The organism is Streptomyces sp. NPDC092296 (assembly GCF_044755465.1).
GTDB lineage: Bacteria > Actinomycetota > Actinomycetes > Streptomycetales > Streptomycetaceae > Peterkaempfera.
This window is the reverse complement of record NZ_JBIVRB010000001.1, coordinates 222,719-244,339: the sequence shown is the minus strand read 5'-3', so window position 1 is coordinate 244,339 and position 21,621 is coordinate 222,719. Positions and strand designations below refer to the sequence as shown.

The 21,621-nt window shown below is 70.4% G+C and carries 20 protein-coding genes; 13 read left to right on the top strand and 7 right to left on the bottom strand.

Annotated features, from left to right (window positions below; translation table 11 throughout):
- Positions 1-109: 109 nt before the first annotated feature.
- Entirely contained in the window at positions 110-418 is a 309-nt protein-coding gene (locus ACIQGZ_RS01125; protein WP_402598515.1) for a hypothetical protein, read from the bottom strand.
- Between the two features lie 284 nt (positions 419-702).
- Between ACIQGZ_RS01125 and rpsF the strand changes: the two genes are divergently transcribed.
- The 4 genes from rpsF (at position 703) to rplI (ending at position 2,536) form a co-directional block, all read left to right on the top strand.
- Positions 703-993: a 30S ribosomal protein S6 gene (rpsF, locus tag ACIQGZ_RS01120; protein WP_377270384.1), complete on the top strand. Its 291-nt coding sequence runs from the start codon at positions 703-705 to the stop codon at positions 991-993.
- A 162-nt stretch (positions 994-1,155) separates the two neighbouring features.
- Positions 1,156-1,737 (top strand): single-stranded DNA-binding protein, encoded by a 582-nt coding sequence (locus ACIQGZ_RS01115; RefSeq protein ID WP_402598514.1) that lies wholly within the window; start codon positions 1,156-1,158, stop codon positions 1,735-1,737.
- 98 nt (positions 1,738-1,835) lie between these two features.
- Positions 1,836-2,072 carry a 30S ribosomal protein S18 gene (gene rpsR / locus ACIQGZ_RS01110; protein WP_055590023.1) on the top strand — a complete coding sequence of 79 codons (237 nt, stop codon included), beginning with the start codon at positions 1,836-1,838 and terminating at the stop codon, positions 2,070-2,072.
- A 17-nt stretch (positions 2,073-2,089) separates the two neighbouring features.
- Complete coding sequence (rplI, locus tag ACIQGZ_RS01105) at positions 2,090-2,536, top strand: 50S ribosomal protein L9 (protein ID WP_402598512.1); 447 nt, start codon at positions 2,090-2,092, stop codon at positions 2,534-2,536.
- Between the two features lie 140 nt (positions 2,537-2,676).
- On the opposite strand, the gene ACIQGZ_RS01100 is transcribed toward rplI, so the two are convergent.
- Entirely contained in the window at positions 2,677-4,002 is a 1,326-nt protein-coding gene (locus ACIQGZ_RS01100) for an MATE family efflux transporter (RefSeq protein WP_402598510.1), read from the bottom strand.
- 589 nt (positions 4,003-4,591) lie between these two features.
- On the opposite strand from ACIQGZ_RS01100, the gene dnaB reads away from it, so the two are divergent.
- The 7 genes from dnaB (at position 4,592) to ACIQGZ_RS01065 (ending at position 13,812) form a co-directional block, all read left to right on the top strand.
- Positions 4,592-7,138, top strand: a complete 2,547-nt coding sequence (gene dnaB, locus ACIQGZ_RS01095; protein WP_402599939.1) for a replicative DNA helicase — start codon at positions 4,592-4,594, stop codon at positions 7,136-7,138.
- Between the two features lie 260 nt (positions 7,139-7,398).
- Positions 7,399-8,157 carry a TnsA-like heteromeric transposase endonuclease subunit gene (locus ACIQGZ_RS01090; RefSeq protein ID WP_402598509.1) on the top strand — a complete coding sequence of 253 codons (759 nt, stop codon included), beginning with the start codon at positions 7,399-7,401 and terminating at the stop codon, positions 8,155-8,157.
- Complete coding sequence (locus ACIQGZ_RS01085) at positions 8,154-10,199, top strand: Mu transposase C-terminal domain-containing protein (protein ID WP_402598508.1); 2,046 nt, start codon at positions 8,154-8,156, stop codon at positions 10,197-10,199. Before ACIQGZ_RS01090 ends, ACIQGZ_RS01085 begins: the two co-directional genes overlap by 4 nt.
- Positions 10,196-11,251, top strand: coding sequence for a TniB family NTP-binding protein (locus tag ACIQGZ_RS01080; RefSeq protein ID WP_402598507.1), 1,056 nt, complete (start codon positions 10,196-10,198; stop codon positions 11,249-11,251). The genes ACIQGZ_RS01085 and ACIQGZ_RS01080 overlap by 4 nt, the downstream gene beginning before the upstream one ends.
- Positions 11,248-12,069, top strand: a complete 822-nt coding sequence (locus ACIQGZ_RS01075) for a TniQ family protein (RefSeq protein WP_402598505.1) — start codon at positions 11,248-11,250, stop codon at positions 12,067-12,069. Before ACIQGZ_RS01080 ends, ACIQGZ_RS01075 begins: the two co-directional genes overlap by 4 nt.
- Before the next feature lie 102 nt (positions 12,070-12,171).
- Entirely contained in the window at positions 12,172-12,885 is a 714-nt protein-coding gene (locus ACIQGZ_RS01070) for a hypothetical protein (protein WP_402598503.1), read from the top strand.
- Between the two features lie 531 nt (positions 12,886-13,416).
- Positions 13,417-13,812, top strand: a complete 396-nt coding sequence (locus ACIQGZ_RS01065) for a hypothetical protein (protein ID WP_402598502.1) — start codon at positions 13,417-13,419, stop codon at positions 13,810-13,812.
- Between the two features lie 363 nt (positions 13,813-14,175).
- Here the strand turns inward: ACIQGZ_RS01065 and ACIQGZ_RS01060 are convergent, their stop codons facing one another.
- Complete coding sequence (locus ACIQGZ_RS01060) at positions 14,176-15,288, bottom strand: FAD-dependent oxidoreductase (protein WP_402598501.1); 1,113 nt, start codon at positions 15,286-15,288, stop codon at positions 14,176-14,178.
- 71 nt (positions 15,289-15,359) lie between these two features.
- Between ACIQGZ_RS01060 and ACIQGZ_RS01055 the strand changes: the two genes are divergently transcribed.
- Complete coding sequence (locus ACIQGZ_RS01055; protein ID WP_402598500.1) at positions 15,360-16,040, top strand: TetR/AcrR family transcriptional regulator; 681 nt, start codon at positions 15,360-15,362, stop codon at positions 16,038-16,040.
- Positions 16,041-16,127: 87 nt separating this feature from the next.
- On the opposite strand, the gene ACIQGZ_RS01050 is transcribed toward ACIQGZ_RS01055, so the two are convergent.
- From ACIQGZ_RS01050 to ACIQGZ_RS01035, 4 genes are all read right to left on the bottom strand, one after another.
- Entirely contained in the window at positions 16,128-17,309 is a 1,182-nt protein-coding gene (locus tag ACIQGZ_RS01050) for a putative PEP-binding protein (RefSeq protein WP_402598499.1), read from the bottom strand.
- 51 nt (positions 17,310-17,360) lie between these two features.
- Positions 17,361-19,262 carry an FAD/NAD(P)-binding protein gene (locus ACIQGZ_RS01045; protein WP_402598497.1) on the bottom strand — a complete coding sequence of 634 codons (1,902 nt, stop codon included), beginning with the start codon at positions 19,260-19,262 and terminating at the stop codon, positions 17,361-17,363.
- Between the two features lie 297 nt (positions 19,263-19,559).
- Positions 19,560-20,108 carry a carboxymuconolactone decarboxylase family protein gene (locus tag ACIQGZ_RS01040; protein ID WP_402598495.1) on the bottom strand — a complete coding sequence of 183 codons (549 nt, stop codon included), beginning with the start codon at positions 20,106-20,108 and terminating at the stop codon, positions 19,560-19,562.
- Positions 20,109-20,404: 296 nt separating this feature from the next.
- Positions 20,405-21,001, bottom strand: coding sequence for a TetR/AcrR family transcriptional regulator (locus ACIQGZ_RS01035; protein ID WP_402598493.1), 597 nt, complete (start codon positions 20,999-21,001; stop codon positions 20,405-20,407).
- Between the two features lie 50 nt (positions 21,002-21,051).
- On the opposite strand from ACIQGZ_RS01035, the gene ACIQGZ_RS01030 reads away from it, so the two are divergent.
- Positions 21,052-21,600 (top strand): GNAT family N-acetyltransferase, encoded by a 549-nt coding sequence (locus ACIQGZ_RS01030; protein WP_402598491.1) that lies wholly within the window; start codon positions 21,052-21,054, stop codon positions 21,598-21,600.
- The last annotated feature ends 21 nt before the right edge of the window (positions 21,601-21,621 follow it).

Here is a 21,621-nt window from a genome sequence, read left to right as displayed (position 1 = left end):
GTCGCTCCTCCCGGGGCAGCGGCTGTCCGGCGAGAGCCTAGTGCCCGGCCGTCCGCGCGCAGCCGCCCCGGCCGGGGGGTGCGCGCGGACGCCGGTCGCGGTGGCCGCGCTACCAGACGCCGCCGAAGAGGCCGCCGTGGGCCAGGCCGATGCCGAAGCCGATCGCGCTCGCCCCGAGGAAGATCACCAGGACGAACCGCTCCGCGGTGGTGGCCGACACGTACTGGCCCCACAGGCCGGTCACGATGCCGGCGAGGCCGCTCCAGGAGCTGAGCAGGTGCAGGTTGTGGAAGAACGAGGACACGAAGGCCAGCAGTCCGAGGACCACGGTCAACGCGGCGAGCGAGTTCTCCACCGGATGGGATTTGCCGTCGGTGTTGAGGGTGAACGCCGGCATCCGGCGTACCGCCTGTGCCATGGGACCAACCTCCTTGAGGAGGATCGCGCGCACTGTACGGACAGCGTCGCGCATCGTACGGCGCGGCGCATCCGGTGTGTCCAGATTGGGGGGACCCCCGCGCGGATTACAAGACCCCGTTCGGGTGCGGGTAGTCTGTTACGTCTGCACCGGTGCATTTCCGGGACGGCCCGACTGTCAGTGCCCCGCACTACGGTGGAGACGTCCTTGCATCGGCGCCGACGCAACAACCCTCCTGCCACGGAGAGACCGTGGCCGCTGAGTCCAAAGGAGGTGGGTTACACATGCGTCACTACGAGGTGATGGTCATCCTCGACCCCTCGGTCGAGGAGCGCGCTGTCTCCCCCCTGATCGAGAACTTCCTCAATGTCGTCCGCACCGGCGGCGGCAATGTGGAGAAGGTCGACACCTGGGGCCGTCGTCGCCTGTCGTACGAGATCAACAAGCAGTCCGAGGGCATCTACTCGGTCATCGACCTCAAGGCTGAGCCTGCGGTCGTCAAGGAGCTCGACCGCCAGCTCAACCTGAGCGAGTCGATCCTCCGGACCAAGGTGCTGCGCCCGGACACCCACTGAGCCTTTCCGGCGCCCGTACGGGCAACGGATGGCGCGCATCGCGTTGTTTCACGTGAAACACGCGATGAGCACCGCAGGACTCCCTGACCGCTGATGCCGACGGCAACCGCAGATCGGGAGCCCTGGGAACGGAACGTCTCCTCTCGAGAGGTCATCCCCACCATGGCAGGCGAGACCGTCATCACCCTCGTCGGCAATCTCGTCGACGATCCCGAGCTGCGCTTCACCCCGTCCGGTGCGGCGGTCGCGAAGTTCCGCATTGCGTCCACCCCCCGCACCTTCGACCGGCAGACCAACGAGTGGAAGGACGGCGAGAGCCTCTTCCTCACGTGCAACGTCTGGCGGCAGCCCGCGGAGAACGTGGCCGAGTCGCTGCAGCGCGGCATGCGCGTGATCGTGCAGGGCCGGCTGCGGCAGCGGTCGTACGAGACCCGCGAGGGCGAGAAGCGGACCGTCTTCGAGGTCGAGGTCGACGAGGTCGGCCCGAGCCTGCGCTCGGCCACCGCGAAGGTCACCCGGGCCAACCGGTCCGGCGGCCAGAGCGGCGGCTTCGGCGGCGGTGGCGGCCAGCAGGGCGGCGGCGGCTGGGGTGGCAACTCCGGCGGCGGCCAGCCCTCCGGCGCACCGGCCGACGACCCCTGGGCGTCCAGCGCCCCGGCGGGCGGCGGCCAGGGCGGCCAGCAGGGTGGCGGCGGCTGGGGTGCCCCGGCCGGTGGCGGCTACTCGGAAGAGCCTCCGTTCTAAGGGGCTTCCCGTTGGGGGAGCCTGCGCCAAGCGGACGAGATTTCGTGCGACCCGGGCGGCTGCGGCCGCTCGGATCGTGAACACCGATGGAGTACATGATGGCGAAGCCGCCTGCGCGCAAGCCCAAGAAGAAGGTTTGCGTGTTCTGCAAGGACAAGATCAACTACGTGGACTACAAGGACACGAACCTGCTGCGGAAGTTCATCTCCGACCGCGGCAAGATCCGTGCCCGCCGGGTCACCGGCAACTGCACCCAGCACCAGCGCGACGTCGCCACCGCTGTCAAGAACAGCCGTGAGATGGCGCTGCTGCCCTACACCTCGACCGCTCGCTGAGAGAGGATGACGAAGCCATGAAGATCATCCTCACCAACGAGGTTCCCGGTCTCGGCGTCGCCGGCGAGGTCGTCGAGGTCAAGGACGGCTACGCCCGCAACTACCTGGTCCCGCGCGGCTTTGCCATCCGCTGGACCAAGGGCGGCCAGAAGGACGTCGACGCCATCCGTCGCGCCCGCAAGGTCCGTGCCATTCAGTCGCTGGAGCACGCCAACGAGGTCAAGGGCAAGCTGGAGGGCCTCCAGGTCAAGCTGGCCGTCCGCTCCGGCGACTCCGGCCGCCTGTTCGGCTCGGTGACCCAGGCCGACGTCGTCGAGGCCGTCAAGGTCGCCGGCGGCCCGTCGGTGGACAAGCGCACCGTCACGATCGCCTCGCCGATCAAGACCGTGGGCTCGCACCGCGTCACCGTCAAGCTGCACACCGATGTCGAGGCCAACCTCGACGTCGCGGTCGTCTCCGCCTGACACCCGCTGTCCGCCTGCCGCCGCCCGCCCGCCGGGTGGCGGCACGGTACGCGGTCCCGAGGGCCGGGACTCCCCAGGGAGTCCCGGCCCTCGGGCTGTCCGCAGGCCCGTACGGCGGGGTGCCCCGGCGGCGGCCCGTCCTACCGTACGGCGCCGGCCACCAGCCAGGCCCCGCTGCGGGTCCGCCAGCCGAGCAGGATCAGCCGTACCGCCATGAAGACCGCCATGGCCCACCAGAGCGCCACCAGCCCGCCGCCCGCCGCCGGGACCAGCAGGGCCAGCGGGGCGAACACCGCGAGGGTGGCCAGCATCGCCCAGGCCAGGTACGGCCCGTCGCCCGCGCCCATCAGCACGCCGTCCAGCACGAAGACCACCCCGGACACCGGCTGGGTCAGGGCGACGATCAGCAGCACCGAGGCCAGCCGGGCCTGCACCGCCGCGTCCGGGCTGAACAGCGGTACGTACAGCGGCCGGGCCAGCACCACCAGCAGCCCCAGCACCACCCCGGCGCCGACGCCCCACTGGACCATCCGCCGGGTGGCGGCCCGGGTGCCGCCGAGGTCGCCCGCGCCCAGGTAGCGGCCGATGATGGCCTGCCCGGCGATGGCTATCGCGTCCAGTGCGAAGGCGAGGAAGCTCCACAGCACCATCGCCACCTGGTGCGCCGCGATCTCGGTGTCCCCCAGCCGGGCCGCCACGCCGGTGGCGATCAGCAGGATGGCGCGCAGGCTGAGCGTCCGGACCAGCAGCGGGCCGCCCGCCCTGGCGCAGGCGCGGATGCCGGCCGGGTCCGGCCGCAGCGAGGCGTGGTGGCGGCGGGCGCCCCGCAGCACCACCGCCAGATAGCCGGCCGCCATGCCGGTCTGGGCCAGCACGGTGCCCCACGCCGATCCGGCCACGCCCAGCCCGGCGCCGTACACCAGGGCGAGGTTGAGCAGCAGATTGGCCGTGAAGCCGCCGACCGCGACGACCAGCGGGGTGCGGGTGTCCTGGAGCCCGCGCAGCACACCGGTGGCGGCCAGTACGGTGAGCATCCCGGGGATGCCCAGCGCGCTGATCCGCAGATAGTCGACCGCGTACGGAGCCGCCGAGTCCGAGGCGCCGAACAGCCCGACCAGCCAGGGGGCCAGCGGGACGGTGAGGGCGACCAGGACGGCGGACAGCAGCAGGGCCAGCCAGATGCCGTCGATGCCCTGCTGTACGGCGGCCCGCCGGTCGCCGGCTCCGATCCGGCGGGCGACGGCGGCGGTCGTGGCGTACGCGAGGAAGACGAACACGCCGGTGAGGGTCGCCAGCAGGGTGGCGGCGACGCCCAGGCCGGCCAGCTGCGCGGTACCCAGATGGCCCACGATCGCGGAGTCGGCCATCAGGAAGAGCGGCTCCGCGACCAGGGCGCCGAAGGCCGGTACGGCCAGCGCCAGGATCTCCCGGTCATGGCGGCGGGGGGTGCTGCGATAGTCATCCACAGGTAAGAGACTAAGGCGACTGTCAACCATTACTCGCAACCCCGTGCGGTAGCCGCTCCCGCACCCTTTGTGGCGATCTACCGGTTGCCCGTAGAGAAATTCTCCTGCACAGCCGGTGGATGGAGTAATCCCAGGTCAGCCAGTTGACGCTGGGCAGATGGTGTGGTTATCCACAGGAGTTTCCCCCAACCTGTGCACAGGTTGGGCCCGCTTCTCCACAGCTGGCGGCCCGTCATCCACACCCCCTGTGGATAACCGTCTTGGCCGAGAGGGCCCGGCACCCGTAGCGTGGGCGTTCGCCCGGCCTGCCGCACCCGCTCCGGGCGGCTTCGATGTCGGTGGGGTGCCGTAGGAAAGAGCCAGGGCGCGCGACCCCGGCGGGAACCGGAGGCGGCGGAGTGCACCGTAGGATTCCGGCCCCCGCCCACCGCGCACCCCTCCCGCCCCACTCGCTGATCGGGGAACACGCGTGACCGGCCCCCAGTACGACGACAACAGCACCCCTCCGCCCCCGGAGGACGACTGGCCCGCTCCCGGCGACTCCTTCCCCAGTGGCTCCTTTCCCGGGGACTCCTTCCCCGGGGACTCGCTGCCCGGAAGCCCGCTGCCCGGCGGCCCCGGCGACCGGCTGCCCGTGCCCCGCAACCGCCGCGACGGCTCGGGCTCCGGCGGCCGGGGCGACTGGAAGACCGACCGGGGCCGGGACGGCGGCGGCCACGGCGGCGACGCCTTCGAGCGCGTCCCCCCGCAGGACCTCGCGGCGGAGCAGTCCGTCCTCGGCGGCATGCTGCTCTCCAAGGACGCCATCGCGGACGTGGTGGAGGTGCTCAAGCCCGCCGACTACTACCGGCCCGCCCACGAGATGATCCACGGCGCGATCCTGGACCTCTACGCCCGTGGCGAGCCCGCCGACCCCATCACGGTGGCCGGCGAGCTCACCAAGCGCGGCGAGATCACCCGGGTGGGCGGCCCCGGCTATCTGCACACCCTGGTCAACTCCGTCCCCACCGCCGCCAACGCCGAGTACTACGCCGAGATCGTCCATGAGCGGGCCGTGCTGCGCCGCCTGGTCGAGGCCGGTACCCGGATCGCCGGTATGGGCTATGCGGCCGAGGGCGACGTTGACGAGATCGTCAACGCGGCGCAGGCCGAGATCTACGCCGTCACCGAGCAGCGCACCAGCGAGGACTACGCCCCGCTCGCGGACATCATGGAGGGCGCCCTCGACGAGATCGAGGCGATCGGCTCCCGCAGCGGCCAGATGTCCGGCGTGCCGACCGGCTTCACCGACCTGGACCAGCTCACCAACGGCCTGCACCCCGGCCAGATGGTCGTGATCGCGGCCCGCCCCGCGATGGGCAAGTGCGTCACCGCCTCCACCCTCCTGGTGGACGCCGCCACCGGCGAGCGGATCGCCGTCGCGGACTTCGTCCGCCGGGGGCAGGCCGGTGAGCCGCTGCGCGTGCACACCCTGGACGCCGACTGGAAGCTGCGCAGCGTCACCCCGTCCGACTTCATCCACAACGGCCGCCGCGCCGTCCTGCGGCTCACCACCCGGCTCGGCCGCTCCATCGCCGCGACGCCCAACCACCCGTTCCGCACCCTGCGCGGCTGGGTCCCGCTGGCGGAGCTGCGGGCCGGTGACCGCATCGCGGTGGCGCGCGACCTCCCGGCCCGGTCGTCCGCCCGGCTCCCCGACGCCGAGGTGGCCCTCACCGGCTATCTGCTCGGCGGCGGCTGCCCGCCGGGTGCGGCGACGCTCCGGGAGGACTACGGCCGGTGGGCCGAGGCCGCCGCCGCGCTGCCCGTTCTCGACGGCGGCGGCCGGGACGCGTGCGTACCCGAGGTCTTCTTCCGGCTGTCCGAGCGGCAGCTCGCCCTCTTCCTGTCCCGCCTGTTCGCCGCCGGCGGCCGGGTCTCGGCGCCTGGCGAACGGCCGCAGCTGGAGTACGGCCCGCTCAGCGAGCGGCCGGCCCGCGAGGTGGCGCAGCTGCTGCTGCGGCTCGGCATCGTGGCCGAACTGCTGCCCGACCCCGCCCCGGGCCGGGCCGGTTTCCGCCTGCTGGTCCGCGACCCCGACCAGATCCGCACCTTCGCCGCCCGGGTCGGCGCTCTCGGCCAGGAGACCCGGCTCGCGGAACTGCTGGACCGGGTCGGCGGCCCGGCGGCCGTCCGGCCCGACCTCGACCTGATCCCGGCGGAGGTCTGGGAGCTGATCGCGGCCGAGGGCGGCCACCCCGACCCGTACGAGGGGCAGCCGATCAGCCGGGCCCGCCTGCTGGAGATCGCCAAGGCGCTGGACTCCCGGCCGCTGCGGGACCTCGCGGAGTCGGACGTCCAGTGGGACCGGGTCGAGACGATCGTCCCGGACGGCGAGGCGGAGGTGTACGACCTCACGGTCGACGGCACCCACAACTTCGTCGCGGACGACATCGTGGTGCACAACTCCACGCTCGCCCTGGACTTCGCCCGCGCCTGCTCGATCAAGAACGGCATGCCCAGCGTCATCTTCTCGCTGGAGATGGGGCGCAACGAGATCGCCATGCGGCTGCTCTCCGCCGAGGCCCGGGTGGCGCTGCACCACATGCGCTCGGGCAACATGACCGACGACGACTGGACCCGCGTCGCCCGCCGGATGCCCGACGTCACCGCGGCCCCGCTCTACATCGACGACTCGCCCAACCTGTCGATGATGGAGATCCGGGCCAAGTGCCGCCGCCTCAAGCAGCGCAACGACCTGCGGCTGGTCGTCATCGACTACCTCCAGCTGATGCAGGCCGGCGGGTCACGCCGGGCCGAGAGCCGCCAGCAGGAGGTCTCCGACATGTCCCGTAACCTCAAGCTGCTGGCCAAGGAGCTGGAAGTCCCGGTCATCGCCCTCTCCCAGCTCAACCGAGGCCCCGAGCAGCGCACCGACAAGAAGCCGATGGTCTCCGACCTCCGTGAGAGTGGCTCGATCGAGCAGGACGCCGACATGGTCATCCTGCTGCACCGCGAGGACGCCTACGAGAAGGAGTCCCCCCGCGCCGGCGAGGCCGACCTGATCGTCGCCAAGCACCGCAACGGCCCCACCGCCACCATCACCGTCGCCTTCCAGGGCCACTACTCTCGCTTCGTCGACATGGCCAACAGCTGACGGCCCATTTTTTAGGGTCTCAGATTTCATGTCGGAATCTCATGGTTGATGTCGGGGCAGGGTCGGATGCGACACCGTCTTGAGACTCGCAGGTCATGCCGTTGTCCCGTCTCGCTGGGCTTGGAGGAGTCTCACTGATCTGAGTGGGGTGGCCTCGAATCTCATACCCGGTGGCTGTTGTCGAGGGTGCGGTCACCCACAGGGGTGACCCGCGTCGCGTTTCGTGTGGCCTGTCTCATGGCATCCGTGATGGTCGAGTCATGGGTGGGATACAGGTGGTGCGAGGTGGGGCTCCGCCGGAGGTCTCGGATTTCGATCTGGCCTGGCTGGAGTATGGCGACGAGGTGCGGAAGCCGTTGGGGTACGCGGCGGAGGTGGCCTTCGAGGAGGTCGCGCCGGTTCGGGACTTTCCGTCGTACCGAGGGCAGCGGCATTTTCCGGGCCTGTACTGGTCGGCGACGACGGGTCGGCATGTCGGGTTCGAGTCGTGGCTGGAGCGTGATCACGCGATCCTGATGGACTTCGATCCGCAGGTTGCGGGGTTCGCCTCGCAGCCGTTCTGGCTGTTCTGGCGCGACGAGGCGTCGGGCCGCGGGCGGTCGCACGCGCCGGACTTCTTCGCGCGGGCAGCGGACGGGACGGGCCTGGTAGTGGACTGTCGTCCGGTGGACCGTGTCGATGCCCGGTCTGCGGTGGCGTTCGCCGCGATGCGCCGCGCATGCGACCAGCTGGGCTGGGCCTATCGGCTGGCCGGGGAGATCGATGCGGTGCGGGTGGCGAATCTGCGCTGGCTCGCTGGCTACCGCCACCCCCGTTACGGGCAGTCGGAGGGGCTCAATGCGGCGGTGACCGCGTCCTTTGCCGTCCCCGCTCCGCTGGTTGCCCAGGCCGCCTCCGTCGGCGATCCCCTCCAGGTGCTCCCGGTGCTGTTCCACCTGCTGTGGTGCGGACGCCTGGCTGCGGATCTGTCCTATCCGCTCAGCGACCGCACGCTGGTGAGCCGCAGCGAGGAGCGATGAGCCGGACAAGTCCGCGCGGAGCACTTCGTGTCGGCGATCGGGTCCGCTTCGACGGGCAGGTTCATACGGTGGCTGGGCTCGCGGGCACCACGGTCCGGCTGGTCGACAGCCACGGGGCACCGTCGCTGATGATGTTCACCCACCTCATGGCCGCCGAGGACTTCGAGTTGCTCGACTCGCAGGCCAGTACGCCGGGCCTGCCACCGTTCGGGCAACTCGACACCGTTCCAGAACCCGCCTTGCGCAAGGCGCAGTTCTTCGAACGGCACCTGATCGAAGTCGAGACCGGGGTGCCGCCGGATGCACCCGCGGGCACCAGTCCCCGGCCGGAGTTCGACCCGAGGTGGCGCACGATCAACGAGCGGATCGTCGCGAAGGCCGCCGAGCTGACCGCCTCGGGAACGTCGGTCTCGGAGCGGACCTTGCACCGCATGCGGTTGCGATGGCGGGACGAGGGTGTGTGGGGTCTGGTCGACCGGCGGGCCACTCGGCTGTCCATGCCGAGTACGGGACGAGTGGACGAGCGGCTGGTGGAGGCCCTCATCGAGGTGCTCGCCTCGCAGGAGAACAAGTCGACCGGCACTCGGACCCGGGTTATGAGGCAGGCCGAGCAGTTGGTGGCCGAACGCCACGGCGAAGGGGCGGTGCCCATTCCTTCACGGGCGACGTTCTACCGGCTGGTGAAGGCTCTGTCCGAGGGGCGGCACAGCTTCGAGGCGGCCACGACCAGGCGGTCGCAGGCCCGGCGGCCGGAGGCGCCGTTCACACCGACGATGGCTGCCCGGCCCGGCGAGGTGGTGCAGATCGACACCACCCCACTGGACGTGCTGGCGGTCCTGGACGACGGGGTCACCGGCAGAGTCGAGCTGACCATCGCCGTCGATATCGCGTCGAGAACGATCTGCGCGGCCATCCTGCGGCCGGCGGGCACGAAGGCGGTTGATGCCGCCTTGCTGCTGGCGCGGACACTGGTGCCCGAGCCGATGCGGCCCGGCTGGGCGGATGCGCTACACATGTCGGCCTCGCTGATCCCGCACGCCCGCCTGATGAGCATCGACGCCCGGCTGGAGCACGCCGCGGCCAAGCCGGTGATCGTCCCGGACACGATCGTCGTCGACCGCGGCAAGGTCTTCATCTCCGACACCTTCATCGCGGCCTGCCGGACACTGGGCATCTCCCTCCAGCCCGCACGGCCGGCCACCCCGACCGACAAGGGCGTGGTCGAGCGCACCTTCTCCTCGATCAACACCCTGTTCTGCCAGCACGTCGCCGGCTACGTCGGCTCCAACGTCACCCGCCGCGGCCAGGACGTCGAAGCCGTCTGGACCATCACGGAACTCGCCGACCTCTTCCAGGAGTGGGTTATCGCCTGCTGGCAAACCCGGCCCCACGACGGACTGCGCAGCCCATTCCTACCCGGCCGGGCACTGTCCCCGAACGACGTCTACGCGCTGCTGGTCTCCCGCTCGGGGCACCTACCGGTCTGCCTGAGCGGAGACGACTACATCGAACTGCTGCCGGTGGAGTGGCGGAAGATCAACGACTACGGGATCACCATCGACTACCGCACCTACGACTGCCGGGAGCTGGGCCCCTACCGGCGTCAGCCCTCCGGCGTCGACGTCAAAGGCAACCTCTGGGAAGTCCACTACGACCCCTACGACCTCTCCCACATCTGGGTACGCGACACCCGGGCCGGAGGATGGATCACCGTCCCGTGGAGCAGGCTGGGCACGGTCTCGGCCCCGTTCGCCGACTTCACCTGGCGCCACGCACGGTCACTCCTGGCCGCGCGGGGAGCGGACACCACCGACGAGGGCGCCATCGCGGCGGCGGTCGAGGATCTGCTGACCCGGGCCGGGGCAGGACCGGACCGGCGGATCGCCGCCCGCACCCGGGCCGCCTCAGCGATCCCCGGCCGCCCGGCGGCAGAGGTCTCGTCGGAGGCGGTCGAGGAGGCGGAGCCGGACGAGGATGAGCTGGTGGGCAAGGTCATCCCCTTCGGGGTGTTCGATGCCTTCACCGATGGGAGCCGCGGATGACGCACTTCCTGGAGCCGGAAGAAGTCGACTACCCGCTGACGACGAGGGAAGGCTGGGCTGCGTTTGTCGCAGAGACCATCGCGCCGCCGGTCGTCCTGCCGCCTGCGGCCCTGCAGCGGCTGCCGGAGCCTGAACGGGCGGAGTATGACCAGGTCCGGGAGGACTACCACTCCCAGTTGGTGATCGTCTCCACCCCGACGATCCGCCATGTCGCCGCGACCGGCCGCAAGCGCATCCTGCTCAACCGGCACCAGTACTCCGCCCGCCGGGGACTGATCGTCTCGGGCCAGGCGGGCACCGGGAAGACCACCGCCATCACGCAACTGGGCAAGAACTATGAGCAGTTGGGGCGGCGCCGGGGAGAGGTTCCGTCGAAGGCCCTGCCGGTCGTTTATGTCACCGTCCCGCCGGCCGCCACCCCGAAGATGCTGGCTATCGAGTTCGCCCGGTTCATCGGGCTGCCGTTGCCGTCCCGCTACAGCCAGGTCGAGATCACCAACAAGGTCTGTGATCTGCTCTGCACACTGGGCTGCCGTCTTGTGCTCATCGACGAACTGCACAATCTCGACATCGGTACGCGGGTCGGCGCCGAGGCGGCCGACCAGATCAAGTACCTCTCGGAACGCATCCCGGCAACCTTCGTCCTGGCGGGAGTCGACGTTGAGGGCACCGGTCTGTTCGCCGGACGGCGCGGCGGCCAGATCGCCAGCCGCTACAGCCTCATTCCCACCAGCCCCTTCCGGCACAAGACCGCAGACCAGTGCGGAGCTTGGCAATCCCTCGTCGCCACGCTCGAGGAATCGCTGCGACTCCATGCCCACCAGCCAGGCACTCTGCTGAAACTGAGTCCCTACCTGCACGACCGCACCAGCGGCATGATCGGCAGCCTGTCTCACCTCGTCCGCGAAGCTGCCCTGGACGCCATCCTCGACGGCAGCGAGAGAATCACCCAAGCCTCGCTGGAACGGGTCGACCTGGACGAGAGCGCCGAACAACAGAACCTCCCGCGCACACGCCGGCGCCGGTCCCGCCACGAGAAACGCACCGCGTGACCACCCGGCTGCGGGTCCTGCCGCTTGCACCACCGCCCGTTCACGGCGAGACGATCGGCTCCTACCTGAACCGGCTCGCAGACGCCAACCACCTCACCATCGGGCACTTCTCGTCCTTGATCGGCCCGTCACGACAGCACCGCCGTGACGACAACCGAGTCGGATACTGGACCTCTGAGGGCCTGATGCGGCTCGCCGCTCTGACCGGTCGGACCTCGGTCTCCCTGATCCACTCAATGCCCCCGCTCGGAACATTGGGCGACCCGATCCGGCGGCTGCCGCTGTCCGTCACTGAGGAGGTCATCGAGCCGCGACGCCGCCCCGCCTGCCGCCTCTGCATGGCCCGCCGCCACATCCGCGGTCTCGTCGTCCGCAGCACCCCGCACCATGAAGGCGTCTGCCACCGGCACCATCGCTGGCTCCTCGGAGACGAGCAGCACAGCCTCACACGACTGCCCGAGGTTGTTCGGGCCAACCGCCGACATCAGCGGATCGTCCGTCGGGGCACCCACCCCTCCACCGCGCTGGCCTACGTCGATGCCCGCGACCGCCTGACCAAGTGGTTCACCAACGAGGTCGGCAGCCCACCGCTTCTGCAGCGTTGGCACCGCCGACTCAACCTGCTGGGCGAGGACCCGTTCGGCGATCCTCACCGTCCGTCCGCATCCCGGATCGAATTGGTCACCTATCCCGAAGCCGTCGTCCTCACCCGCCTGTTCGCCTCCCCACACTGGCGAGGCCACAGCTGCCTGCCCGCCGAGGCGGCACGGCGTCTCGGTATCGCTCCCGATCAGATGCCCTTGTCGACGAGCCCGTAATTCCCAAGCTGTTGGCTGACGGGCTTTCGGGCAGAGCGTCCATCTTGCGGGCAGCGGAAAATCGTTCGACGGGGCGGGCCGGATTCGTCATGATCCGCACTCATGACGACTCCGAAGCAGTTCCTGGTCCGGGCCGCCGCCCGCAACAACGCCGAGTGGTGCGCGGCGATGAGCCGATCACACGGCTTGGCGGGCGAGTTCGGGACACATGCCTGGGCAGCTCCGTCTCGCACGCCGCTGTATTACCCCGACGCGGTGACGCTGGTGCCGGGCGCCGACCGAGCCGCGCTGGTGTCCCGGATCGACACCGTCGCACCCGGCGCCTCCGTCAAGGACAGCTTCGCCGACCTCGACCTGACGGAGGCCGGCTTCCAGATGCTGTTCGAGGCGCAATGGATCCACCGCCCGGCGAGTGCGCCCGCCCCCGTGTCGGATCTCGCCTGGGACGTGGCGGGCGACCCGGACATGCTGCACGCCTGGGCGCTCGCCTGGGACGACGGGGATGGCAACGCGGACCTCTTCCGGCCCGAACTACTCGACGACCCCGCCACCTTCGTACTCGTCGGGCAATCCGCCGACGGCCGCGTGGTCACCGGCGCGGTGGCCAGCCGCAGCGACCAAGCAGTCGGAATCTCCAATGTCTTCGCGCTGGACGGCGGCCCCGACGCGGCCTGGCCGGTCGTACTGGACGCGGTGACGTGGCTGTTCCCCACCCTGCCGGTGGTCGGTTACGAGCAGGGCGATGCCCTGGCGGCAGCCGTCCGTCATGGCTTCGAGCCGGTCGGTCCGCTGCGGATCTGGCTGCACAGTCAGTAACCAGACCAGCTCCAGGGCTGCCCGGGCCCGATTTCTTCCCGACCTGGCCCAGGAACTGCCACCTTCGGTGAGAACTCTGGACAAAGCCATCTCACCGTCCTGGCACAGAGCAGCTCAGGACGCATCACCGTCGTCATGATCAACGAGACATGCGTCCGGCAAAACCGACGCAACCTCCCGGGCACCCCGACAGCCCCGACGGAAATGTCACTCCCACCTGTCACACCCCAGGTCAGCAGCCCACCTTCTGCAAGATCTAATGAGAGGGGACAGCCGTCACTCGTTTGGGTGAAGTCCTGAGCGAGTGATCCCGCCCGGTGTGTCGTAAGCGGCAGCGTGCTGTCGACGGCACCGGAGCGGAGTGGGGGCATGGAGACTACGGTCAGCATCCTCGGAATGGGAAGGTCACGACCCCGAACAACTCACCTCCGAGGAGTTCGAGGAAGTCTGGGGGCCTGTCCGTCACCAGATCGCATCCCGGCCCCCTTGACCCAAGCTCGGTGCCGTGGGGCTTCTTGGCATCATCTCAACATGACCCCGACCCTTCCCCGCACTGTCCGGGCCGTCGACACAGCTCGGCTGCTGGACCTGGCCGAGGAGGCCGCCATGCACGGCTTCAGCCAGCGGCTCCCGGTCGACTGGCTCCGAGAGCACCTCGCGGCAGAGGCGACGCACTACCTGTTCCCGACACTCGTGCAGCGGCTCACGCACCGTCCCGAGACACCGCTGCAGTGGAGGTGCCAGCAACTGCTGACCGTCAGCACCGGCGAACAGATCTGGGGCTTGCTCGACGTCCTCCCCGACACTTTCGACAAGATCCCGGAGACCTTGGACACGGCGTCCAAGAAGGACATCGTCAGCCGCATCGACCGAGCAGTGAGGGTGCGGGAGTGGATGGAACGGACGGCCGCCGATGCAGGTTCATGAGGTCCGGCGCAGCCGGCTGGGCAGTCTGAGGAAATGGCACCGATCTGAGACAGCCGCCTGCCGACACGTCGTGAGACTGGAGGGGAACGTCCAGGTCATAGCGTCGGCTCATGACACCGAAAGTGAGATCCTACACGGCTGTAGGGTCTCAGAGCCGTGTCGGAGTCGCAGAGCTGAAGTCTGATCAGGGCGGATGCGGCACGGTTTTGAGGCTCGCAGGTCATGCCGCCACTCGTTCGGGTGACAGGGCGGGGCTGGGGAGGGAGCCGTAGGGCACCGCCGACGACTGGTGGGTGGAGACCGCGCGGGGGTCGTGATCGCGTTGGCTGGGCGGCTGGTTGTCTTGGGTGTGTTCGGGTGCATTCAGCCGGGTTGGAAGAATGCGAGCATTTTCCGGCCGGCGTCCGGTGAGGTCAGGATTTCCTGGATGTGCGCGGACTGGCGGCCGGCGGCGCTGGTGCGTGCGAACATCTCGCGTTCGTAGTCTTTGACGGCGGCGGGGAAGTCGGCCGGGTGTGCGGCCAGCGCGAGGCCGAGCAGTGCGCCGTCGAGCAGCGCCATGTTGGCGCCCTGGCCCACCGGCGGCATCAGGTGCGCGGCATCGCCGAGCAGCGTGACGCCTGGTGTCGACGGCCAGGTCAGGCCGACCGGGAGAGTGGTGATCGACCATGGCCGGATCGTGTCGTCGCAGGCGGCGATCAGTGCGGTGAACCGTGCATCCCAGCCGGTGAACAGGTCGATCAGCCGCACCCGGGCGGCGGCCGGGTCGTCGAACGGGATACCACTGGTGGCGAACCAGTCCTCGGCGGTGTAAAAGCTCAGGTAGATGCGTACGCGGCCGTCGCCGTTGCGCTGCGCCGACAGGGACTGTCCGTTGCCGAGCACCCAGTAGTTGCCTCGTCCGACCATCCTCGCGAGGCCGGGGTGGGTGTGGTCGATGTCGGGGATGCCGAGTTCGACGACGTTCTGGCCGGTGTGCGCCGGTCGGGCGTCGGTGAGAAGCGCACGGACCCGGGAGCCCGCGCCGTCGGCGCCGACCAGCAGGTCATATGTCGCGCTGCTGCCGTCGGTGAAGTGCAGCAGGCCGTGGTCGGCGTACTCGAACGCACGCCCCCAGTGCACCGCGTCTTCGGGGAGGGAGTCCAGCAGCAGGTTGCGCAGATCGGCACGGTCGACCTCGGGCCGTTCGAGTGGGGCGTCGTCGGGCGTGTCCTCCTGGAGCAGCAGGGTGCCGTCTGGTTCGAGAAGCCGCAGGTCCTGGCCCTCGCGACGGGCAATCGCGTGGAACCGGTCGAGCAGGCCGGCCTCGCGCAGCGCCCGCTGCCCCGTCCCGGAATCCAGGTCGAGCATGCCGCCCTGACCGCGCGCGCCGCGTGACGGTTCGCGTTCGTACACCACGGCGCCGATGCCGTTCATGTGCAGCACACGGGCGAGAGCCAGGCCGCCGAGGCCGGCTCCGATGATGGCGATGGTCATGGGCACCTTCCCTTCGATACACCGTACTGATCGATACACTGTATCGCCCAATGCGATGTACTGTTGGCGGCATGTTGGTGTGGGAGAGGCCGGAGCCACCGAATCGACCCGTGCCGGTCCCGCTGAACCGCGAGCGGATCGTGCGAGCGGCGATCCAGTTGGCCGACGCGGACGGCCTGGACGCGGTGTCGCTGCGCAAGGTCGCCACCGCGCTGGGCGTCGGGCCGATGCGGCTGTACGGCTACATCGCCGGCAAGGAGGAGCTGCTCGACCTGATGGTCGACGCGGTCCACGCCGAGATCCGGCCGGGCGGAGACGGCTGGCGGGAGGTGCTCCGGTCCCTTGCCGAAGCCACTCGGCACGCCGCTCACGAGCACGAATGGCTCGCTGATCTGCTTGGTGGCCGACCCCAGCTCGGGCCGCACGCGCTGGCCAGTGGCGAGACCGTGGTGGCCGCACTGGGCGGCGTCGACGTGGACGCCGTCATGCCGGTGGTCGCGGCAGTCAACGCGTACGTGATCGGCGCGGTGCGTCGGGAGATCGCCGAGCGGCGTGCCGAGCGGGCCACCGGGATGGACGAGAAGCGTTGGCAGGTCTCACTCGGGCCCTATCTGGAGCGGACCTTCGCCACCGGCCGGTTCCCCGCACTGGCCACGGTGGTGCGCGACGCCGCCCACCTGGACGCCGACCGCACCTTCCGGATCGGCCTCGACTTCCTGCTCGACGGCATCGAAGCCCGCATCTCCAGGTGACGCGCGGCCGAGGGAGCGGACCGGTACAGCCCATGGCACCGGGTCCGCCAGGACCGGCGCGGGCGGTTGTCGGGACGGCCGGCCTGGTCAGAGCTGGGGCTGGGGCTGGGAGTGGGACTGGAGGATCAGCTGCTGGAGTTCGGCGGTGCACATCATGTAGCCGTCGGGGGTCGGCAGGTGGTCCAGGTAGTGGGCGAGGTCGGACGCCAGCGAGAAGACCCGCACCGGGATGCCCGCCGAGCGTGCCGACTCCACCACCCTGCGCACGCCGTCCAGGACGGCCGGGTGGCGGGTGCGGTAGGAGTCGGCCACCAGGTGGTTGCCCCGGTCGGCCGCGAGGTAGAACTGCACCAGGTCCTTGATGCCGACGAACAGTTCGCTGACGCCCGTGGCGCACATCGCCGAGGTGGCGTGCACTGCGGAGGGCGTCTCGATGAACGCGGACAGGGGCGTCTCGTCCGGCAGTTGGAGGTGTGCCCTGAGCTGGGCGAACTCCACCTCGTCGTTGACGAACGGAACCGAGAGCCCGATGCGGTCGGCCTCGTCACCGAGCCGCTTGCGCAGGGACGCCAGTACGGCGTGCAGCGCGTCGCGGTAGGCGGCCGAGCCGAGCAGCCAGCGTGCGCCGTGCAAGCCCATCTCGGGGTTGGGCTCGACCGCGACCGGGGCGACCTCGGTGACGCCGGCCGCGTGGTCGGAGCGCAGGTCGAGCATGCGCAGCACCAGCCGCTGGCCGGGCAGGAGCGCCCCGACGAAGTCGCACAGCCGGTCCGCGATGGCCTGGCCGTAGGCGGCGATCTCGGCGGGGCCGCCGTCCATGGCGTCGAGCGGGCTCAGGCCCAGCGCGAGGCAGAGGAACTCCTCGCGGATGAAGAAGGACTCGACCCGATCGGCGTTCGGCCCGGCCGAGTTGATGGTGTCGATGTCCTGGAGATCCGCGATGACCGCGCACGCCGAGCCGAGGTCGTCCAGCGAGGGGCTCGCGGTCCGCGCCACCGCGCGCCGGTCCGACCCGACGACGATCGACGCGCTCTCCAGGTACAGCGTCACCTCGCCGGCCACGTCGGCCAGGTCCGCCTCGTCGACCCGGAGCACGGGTATGCCCCTGCTGCGGCACAGGGACTGCATGTGGCCGGTCAGCCCGCCGGAGCCACAGACGACCGCACGGGCCGCCACGATCGCGTCGTACAGGCTCGCTTCGAGCGCAGGGGCGACGAGGATGGTGCCCTCGCGTGGACTTCTGGTGCGGTTGCAGCTGCCTCGTAACACGCTCTCGGTGCCACCGGCCAGGAGAGATCCCAGAATCCGTCGCCCGTTCAACTAGTCCTCCGGTTCATCGGCGTTGGCTATCCCCAGGTGCCGACGCAGCTGCCGTGGCGTCATGCTGACGTCGGTGAGGCGTTGTACGGCGACCCGGTTGACCACCGTCCGGAGCAGGCGGTCGTACCGGGAAGCTTCTGCCGGAGGTGCCGGACGGTCGTCCAGCGAGCGGATGCATGCGTCCACGCGGGAGTCGAGCGCCTCTCGCTCTCTCCGTGCCCGTGTGGCCAACCTCCGCACCTCCAGGACTACAGCCTCCTCCAGCGCCGCCGGGGCCGCTTCCTTTGGGTTGCCTACACAAGTCCGGTAATGCGGGTGTTCTGCCGCGTTGTGCGGCAGACCGTCCTGCCGCAGTCGCAGTTGCTCGACCGCGTGCGCGGCGACGGCGATGGAGTGGTTCTTGATGGCGGCGAGATTGAAGGTGAACGCGCCGGTCCGGCCGTTGCGTACGATCTCGTCGCCCTCCCGCAGCACGCCGACCGCGAAGACCGGGCCGACCGGTCGCCCGTCGGCGCCCAGCAGGGTGCCGGTCTCGTCGACCTCCAGGCCGCGCCCGGTGCGCTCGTGGGGCACCGCGATCCCCCTCCGGAGGAGGTTGCGCCAGAGCGGTTGGCCGACCCTGGCGTAGTCCGACTCCCTGCCGAAGTTGGACACCACCAGGTCGGCTTCGATGGCGTGCTCCTCCCCCCGCGCCGCGACCGCGACGACCAGCCGCCCCGACTCCGCCGGGGTGATCGCCGCCACCTTTCCGACCACCAGCTTCAGCGGCCCGTCCGGTGGCCGCATGGCCCGCTCGATGACCGCCATGGTGTACTCCATCGCGCCGACGCGTAACGCCGCTATCGCGGTGCCGAAGTCGTCCAGCAGACGGCGCAGCTCGGCGGTGGGGATGTGCTCGATGGCCTCGGGGAGGTAGGGCTCCCACGCCTTGGACACGCGCTCGGCGACGATCACGGGATCGACGTCGGCGTGCTCCTCCTCGACCATCGAGCACGCCGTCTGCCACTCGGCCCTGACCCGGGCCAGGAACTCCTCGCGGTTCCGGTACGGCTGCAGCAGGGCGGCGGGGCGCGGCAGCCGCAGCACTCCGTGCTGGTGGCCGCCGGGGTAGGTGCGGAAGATCGTCCCCGACCTGGAGACGAGGTGGATCGGCCCGGTGTGCCCGTTGCGCAGCAGTAGGCCCGCCGAGTCGTACGCGCTGAGCACCGATCCGACGATCGCCACGGTGGCGTCGGGCGGCAGCGCCGCCAGCTTGCGGACTCCGGCCGCGGAGTACGGGTTGCGTACGAAGGAGCCGTGTTCGGCGACCTCGGTGGCGAAGGGCGGGTCCCTGAGCTCCAGGCCGGTGGCGAGGACGACATGGTCCGCGCTCAGCACCGTCGTCCCCGGGACCGGCCCGGCGCGCAGGCCGTCCAGACCGCTCGCGGAGAGTCGGCCCACCGTGACCTCGGCACCTTGGGCGCGTACGTCCATGTCGACCGCCTCGCCGTCGGCTTCCACGAGGACGACGCCGGGGTAGGACTCCCTTCTGGCCTCGGCCAGCCGGTCATGGAGGTAGTCCTGGAAGATCCGCCGGGGTGCCGGGCCGTGCTCGACGAACTTCGACTCGGCCCAGGGCGTCGGCCAGTCCCGGCGGTCGGCCTCCAGATTGGCCCAGCGGACGAAGTCGAGGACGTCCTCCCGGAAGACGGACATCCGGCCCGCCTGGATGTTGAACACGTGCTCCCAGGGGTTGCCGTCCCGGTGGTAGGCGACACCGGCGGACCGGTAGTCGGGGCGCCGTTCGAGCAGGACGATCTCCAGCGGACTGCGCGCGAAGTGGAGCAGTCGAATCGCCGTGGCGGTGCCGGCCAGGCCGGCTCCCACGACGAGCACTCTGGGGCGCGCTCCCGTTCGACTCATGCAGCCTCCGCCTTTGAACGATGGGCGCCGACCCGGCCGTTTCCCGCCGGGCACAGAATACTGACGGGGCGGCGAATTGCTCCCGGTCGCGGACCGTCGGGTCATCGGATTATCGGGGTGACGGGTATCGGGGTGACGGGTATCGGGGTGGCGGGTGCCGGGATGGCGGGTACCGCGATGGGGGCAGCGGCGTTCGCGCACGCGGCCGGGAGGACGCCCGCATCGGCGCCGGGGGCCGAGACGCCGGCGGTCGGGCGCGCAGCCCGGTGCAGGTCCGGGCTGCGCGGCCGGGGATGGTCAGGCGTCCAGGGCGGGGGCGGCCGGGACGTCGAGGTCGGTACGGGCGTAGTGGTTGAAGTAGTTGGTGTAGAGGTTCGCGGCCACGTGCGCGAACACCTCGGTCAACTCGGTGTCCGTCCAGCCCTCGGCCACGGCCTTGTCCCAGGCCGCGTCGGAGGCGTGACCGAGCTCGCCGGCGATCTCCCGCGCGACCTGGAGCAGGGCGGCCAGCTTGGCGTCGTCGCCGGTGTCGCCGCGGCGGATGGCGACGGTCTGCTCCTCGGTGAAGCCCGCCGCCTTCGCCGACACGGTGTGCGCCGACTGGCAGTACGCGCACTCGTCGACCGCGCCGACGGCCAGGGCGATCGCCTCTCGGGTGCGGGCGTCGAAGGTGCCGTGCTCGGCGATGGCCCCGTTGATCGCTGCGTAGGTCTCCAGGACCACGGGTGAATGGGCCATTCCCCCATGGATGTTGAGCACTCTTCCGAACCGCTTCTCCAAGCGGCGCAGCGTCTCCCGGCCGGCTGCGGGTGCGTTGTCGACGGTGTGGACGGGAATTCGCGGCATGTACATGCCTCTTCTCGTAGTAGGTCGGTGCTCCTCGCTCCCCGTAGTGTGCCCAAGCGGCAGACCCGGTGGGAGGGCATCGCACTTCTTCGCTCTCCGGCCCGCCGTGCCACCGGACGGACGGGCGTCCGGTCACCCGTGCGGCAGCGCCGGCCGAACGGCTCCGGAAGCGCGGAGGAAAGCGGAGGAAGGGGGCACGGATTCAGACCGCCGCCGGGTGGAGCGGCGTGCGGCAGAGGGGGAAAGCAGCAGGTCGCGGAGTGTGAAACCGGGGATGCCGACCGCAGCGCCGGTCGTCAGGGCGGGGGTGTGCGGGTCAGCGCGGCCAACTGGTCGTCGAGGAGTTCGGTCTGGCGGTGGGGTGGGAATGCCGCAGGGTCCAGCAGGGCCTGGACCACCAGGCCGAGTACGAAGGACTGGACGCCGGCCGCGATGCGGGCCGGGTCGCCGGCGGGGAGTTCGCCGGTCTGCTGGGCTGCGGCGACCAGGTCGCGCAGCCTGTCGCGGCTCTGCGCGTACTTGCGGGCGTGGTCGCCGTTCAGTTCGGGATCTGCGAGCGCGACATCCCAGGAGGAGACCCAGATCCGGTTGCTGTCGGTGGCCTCGCCGGTCAGCGGCAGCATGTCCAGCAGGGCGGCCCGCAGGGCGGGCAGTCCGGCCCCGGCGGTGCGCCGGGGCCGGGAGGCGCTGCGCCGGTCGAGCAGGTCCAGCGCGTGGACGACCAGGTCGCGCTTGGTGGGGAAGTAGTGGGTGAGCAGGCCGGTGGTCGCGTCGAGTTCGGCGGCGACGGCGCGCATGGTCAGCCCGCCGAAGCCGTGCCCGGCCAGCACCCGCCAGACCGCCTCGGAGACGTCGCGGCGACGGGCCTCGTGATCCCCCTTGGTACGTGGCATGCTGCTACGGTACATAAAAATAACGCTTGTTGTGTGAATGCGGGGTCACCATGTTCTCTCTTCCGCTGCGGGACGACGCCCTCCTCCGTCCGCTGGAGATCTGGCATGCCGAGGAGTTCGGCGCCCACCTGGACCGGGCCCGCGAGCACATCCAGCCGTGGGTCGGACCGGCGTTCGTCACCGACGACCTCGCCGGGGCGCGGGCCACCCTGCGCCGGTACGCGGAGCGCCAGGCCGCCGACGGTGCCCGTGTCTACGGCATCTGGCTCGCCGGCACGCTGGTCGGCGGCGTGATGTTCGTGGACTTCGACGCCGCCTCGGGGTCATGCGAGATCGGCTGCTGGCTGGAGCCGGCCGCCGAGGGCCACGGCCTGGTCACCGACGCCTGCCGCACCCTGCTCGACTGGGCGTTCACCACCCGGGGGGTGCACCGCGCCGAGTGGCACTGCCGCGCCGACAACGTACGCAGCTCCGCAGTGGCCGAGCGGCTCGGCATGACCCTCGAAGGCGTGCGGCGCGAAGCCTGGGCCTACGGCGGCGCCCGCCACGACAAGCAGGTCTGGGCGATCCTCGCCCCCGAGTGGCGAGCCCGTTCCTGACCGCCGGGCACCGGTCCCCCA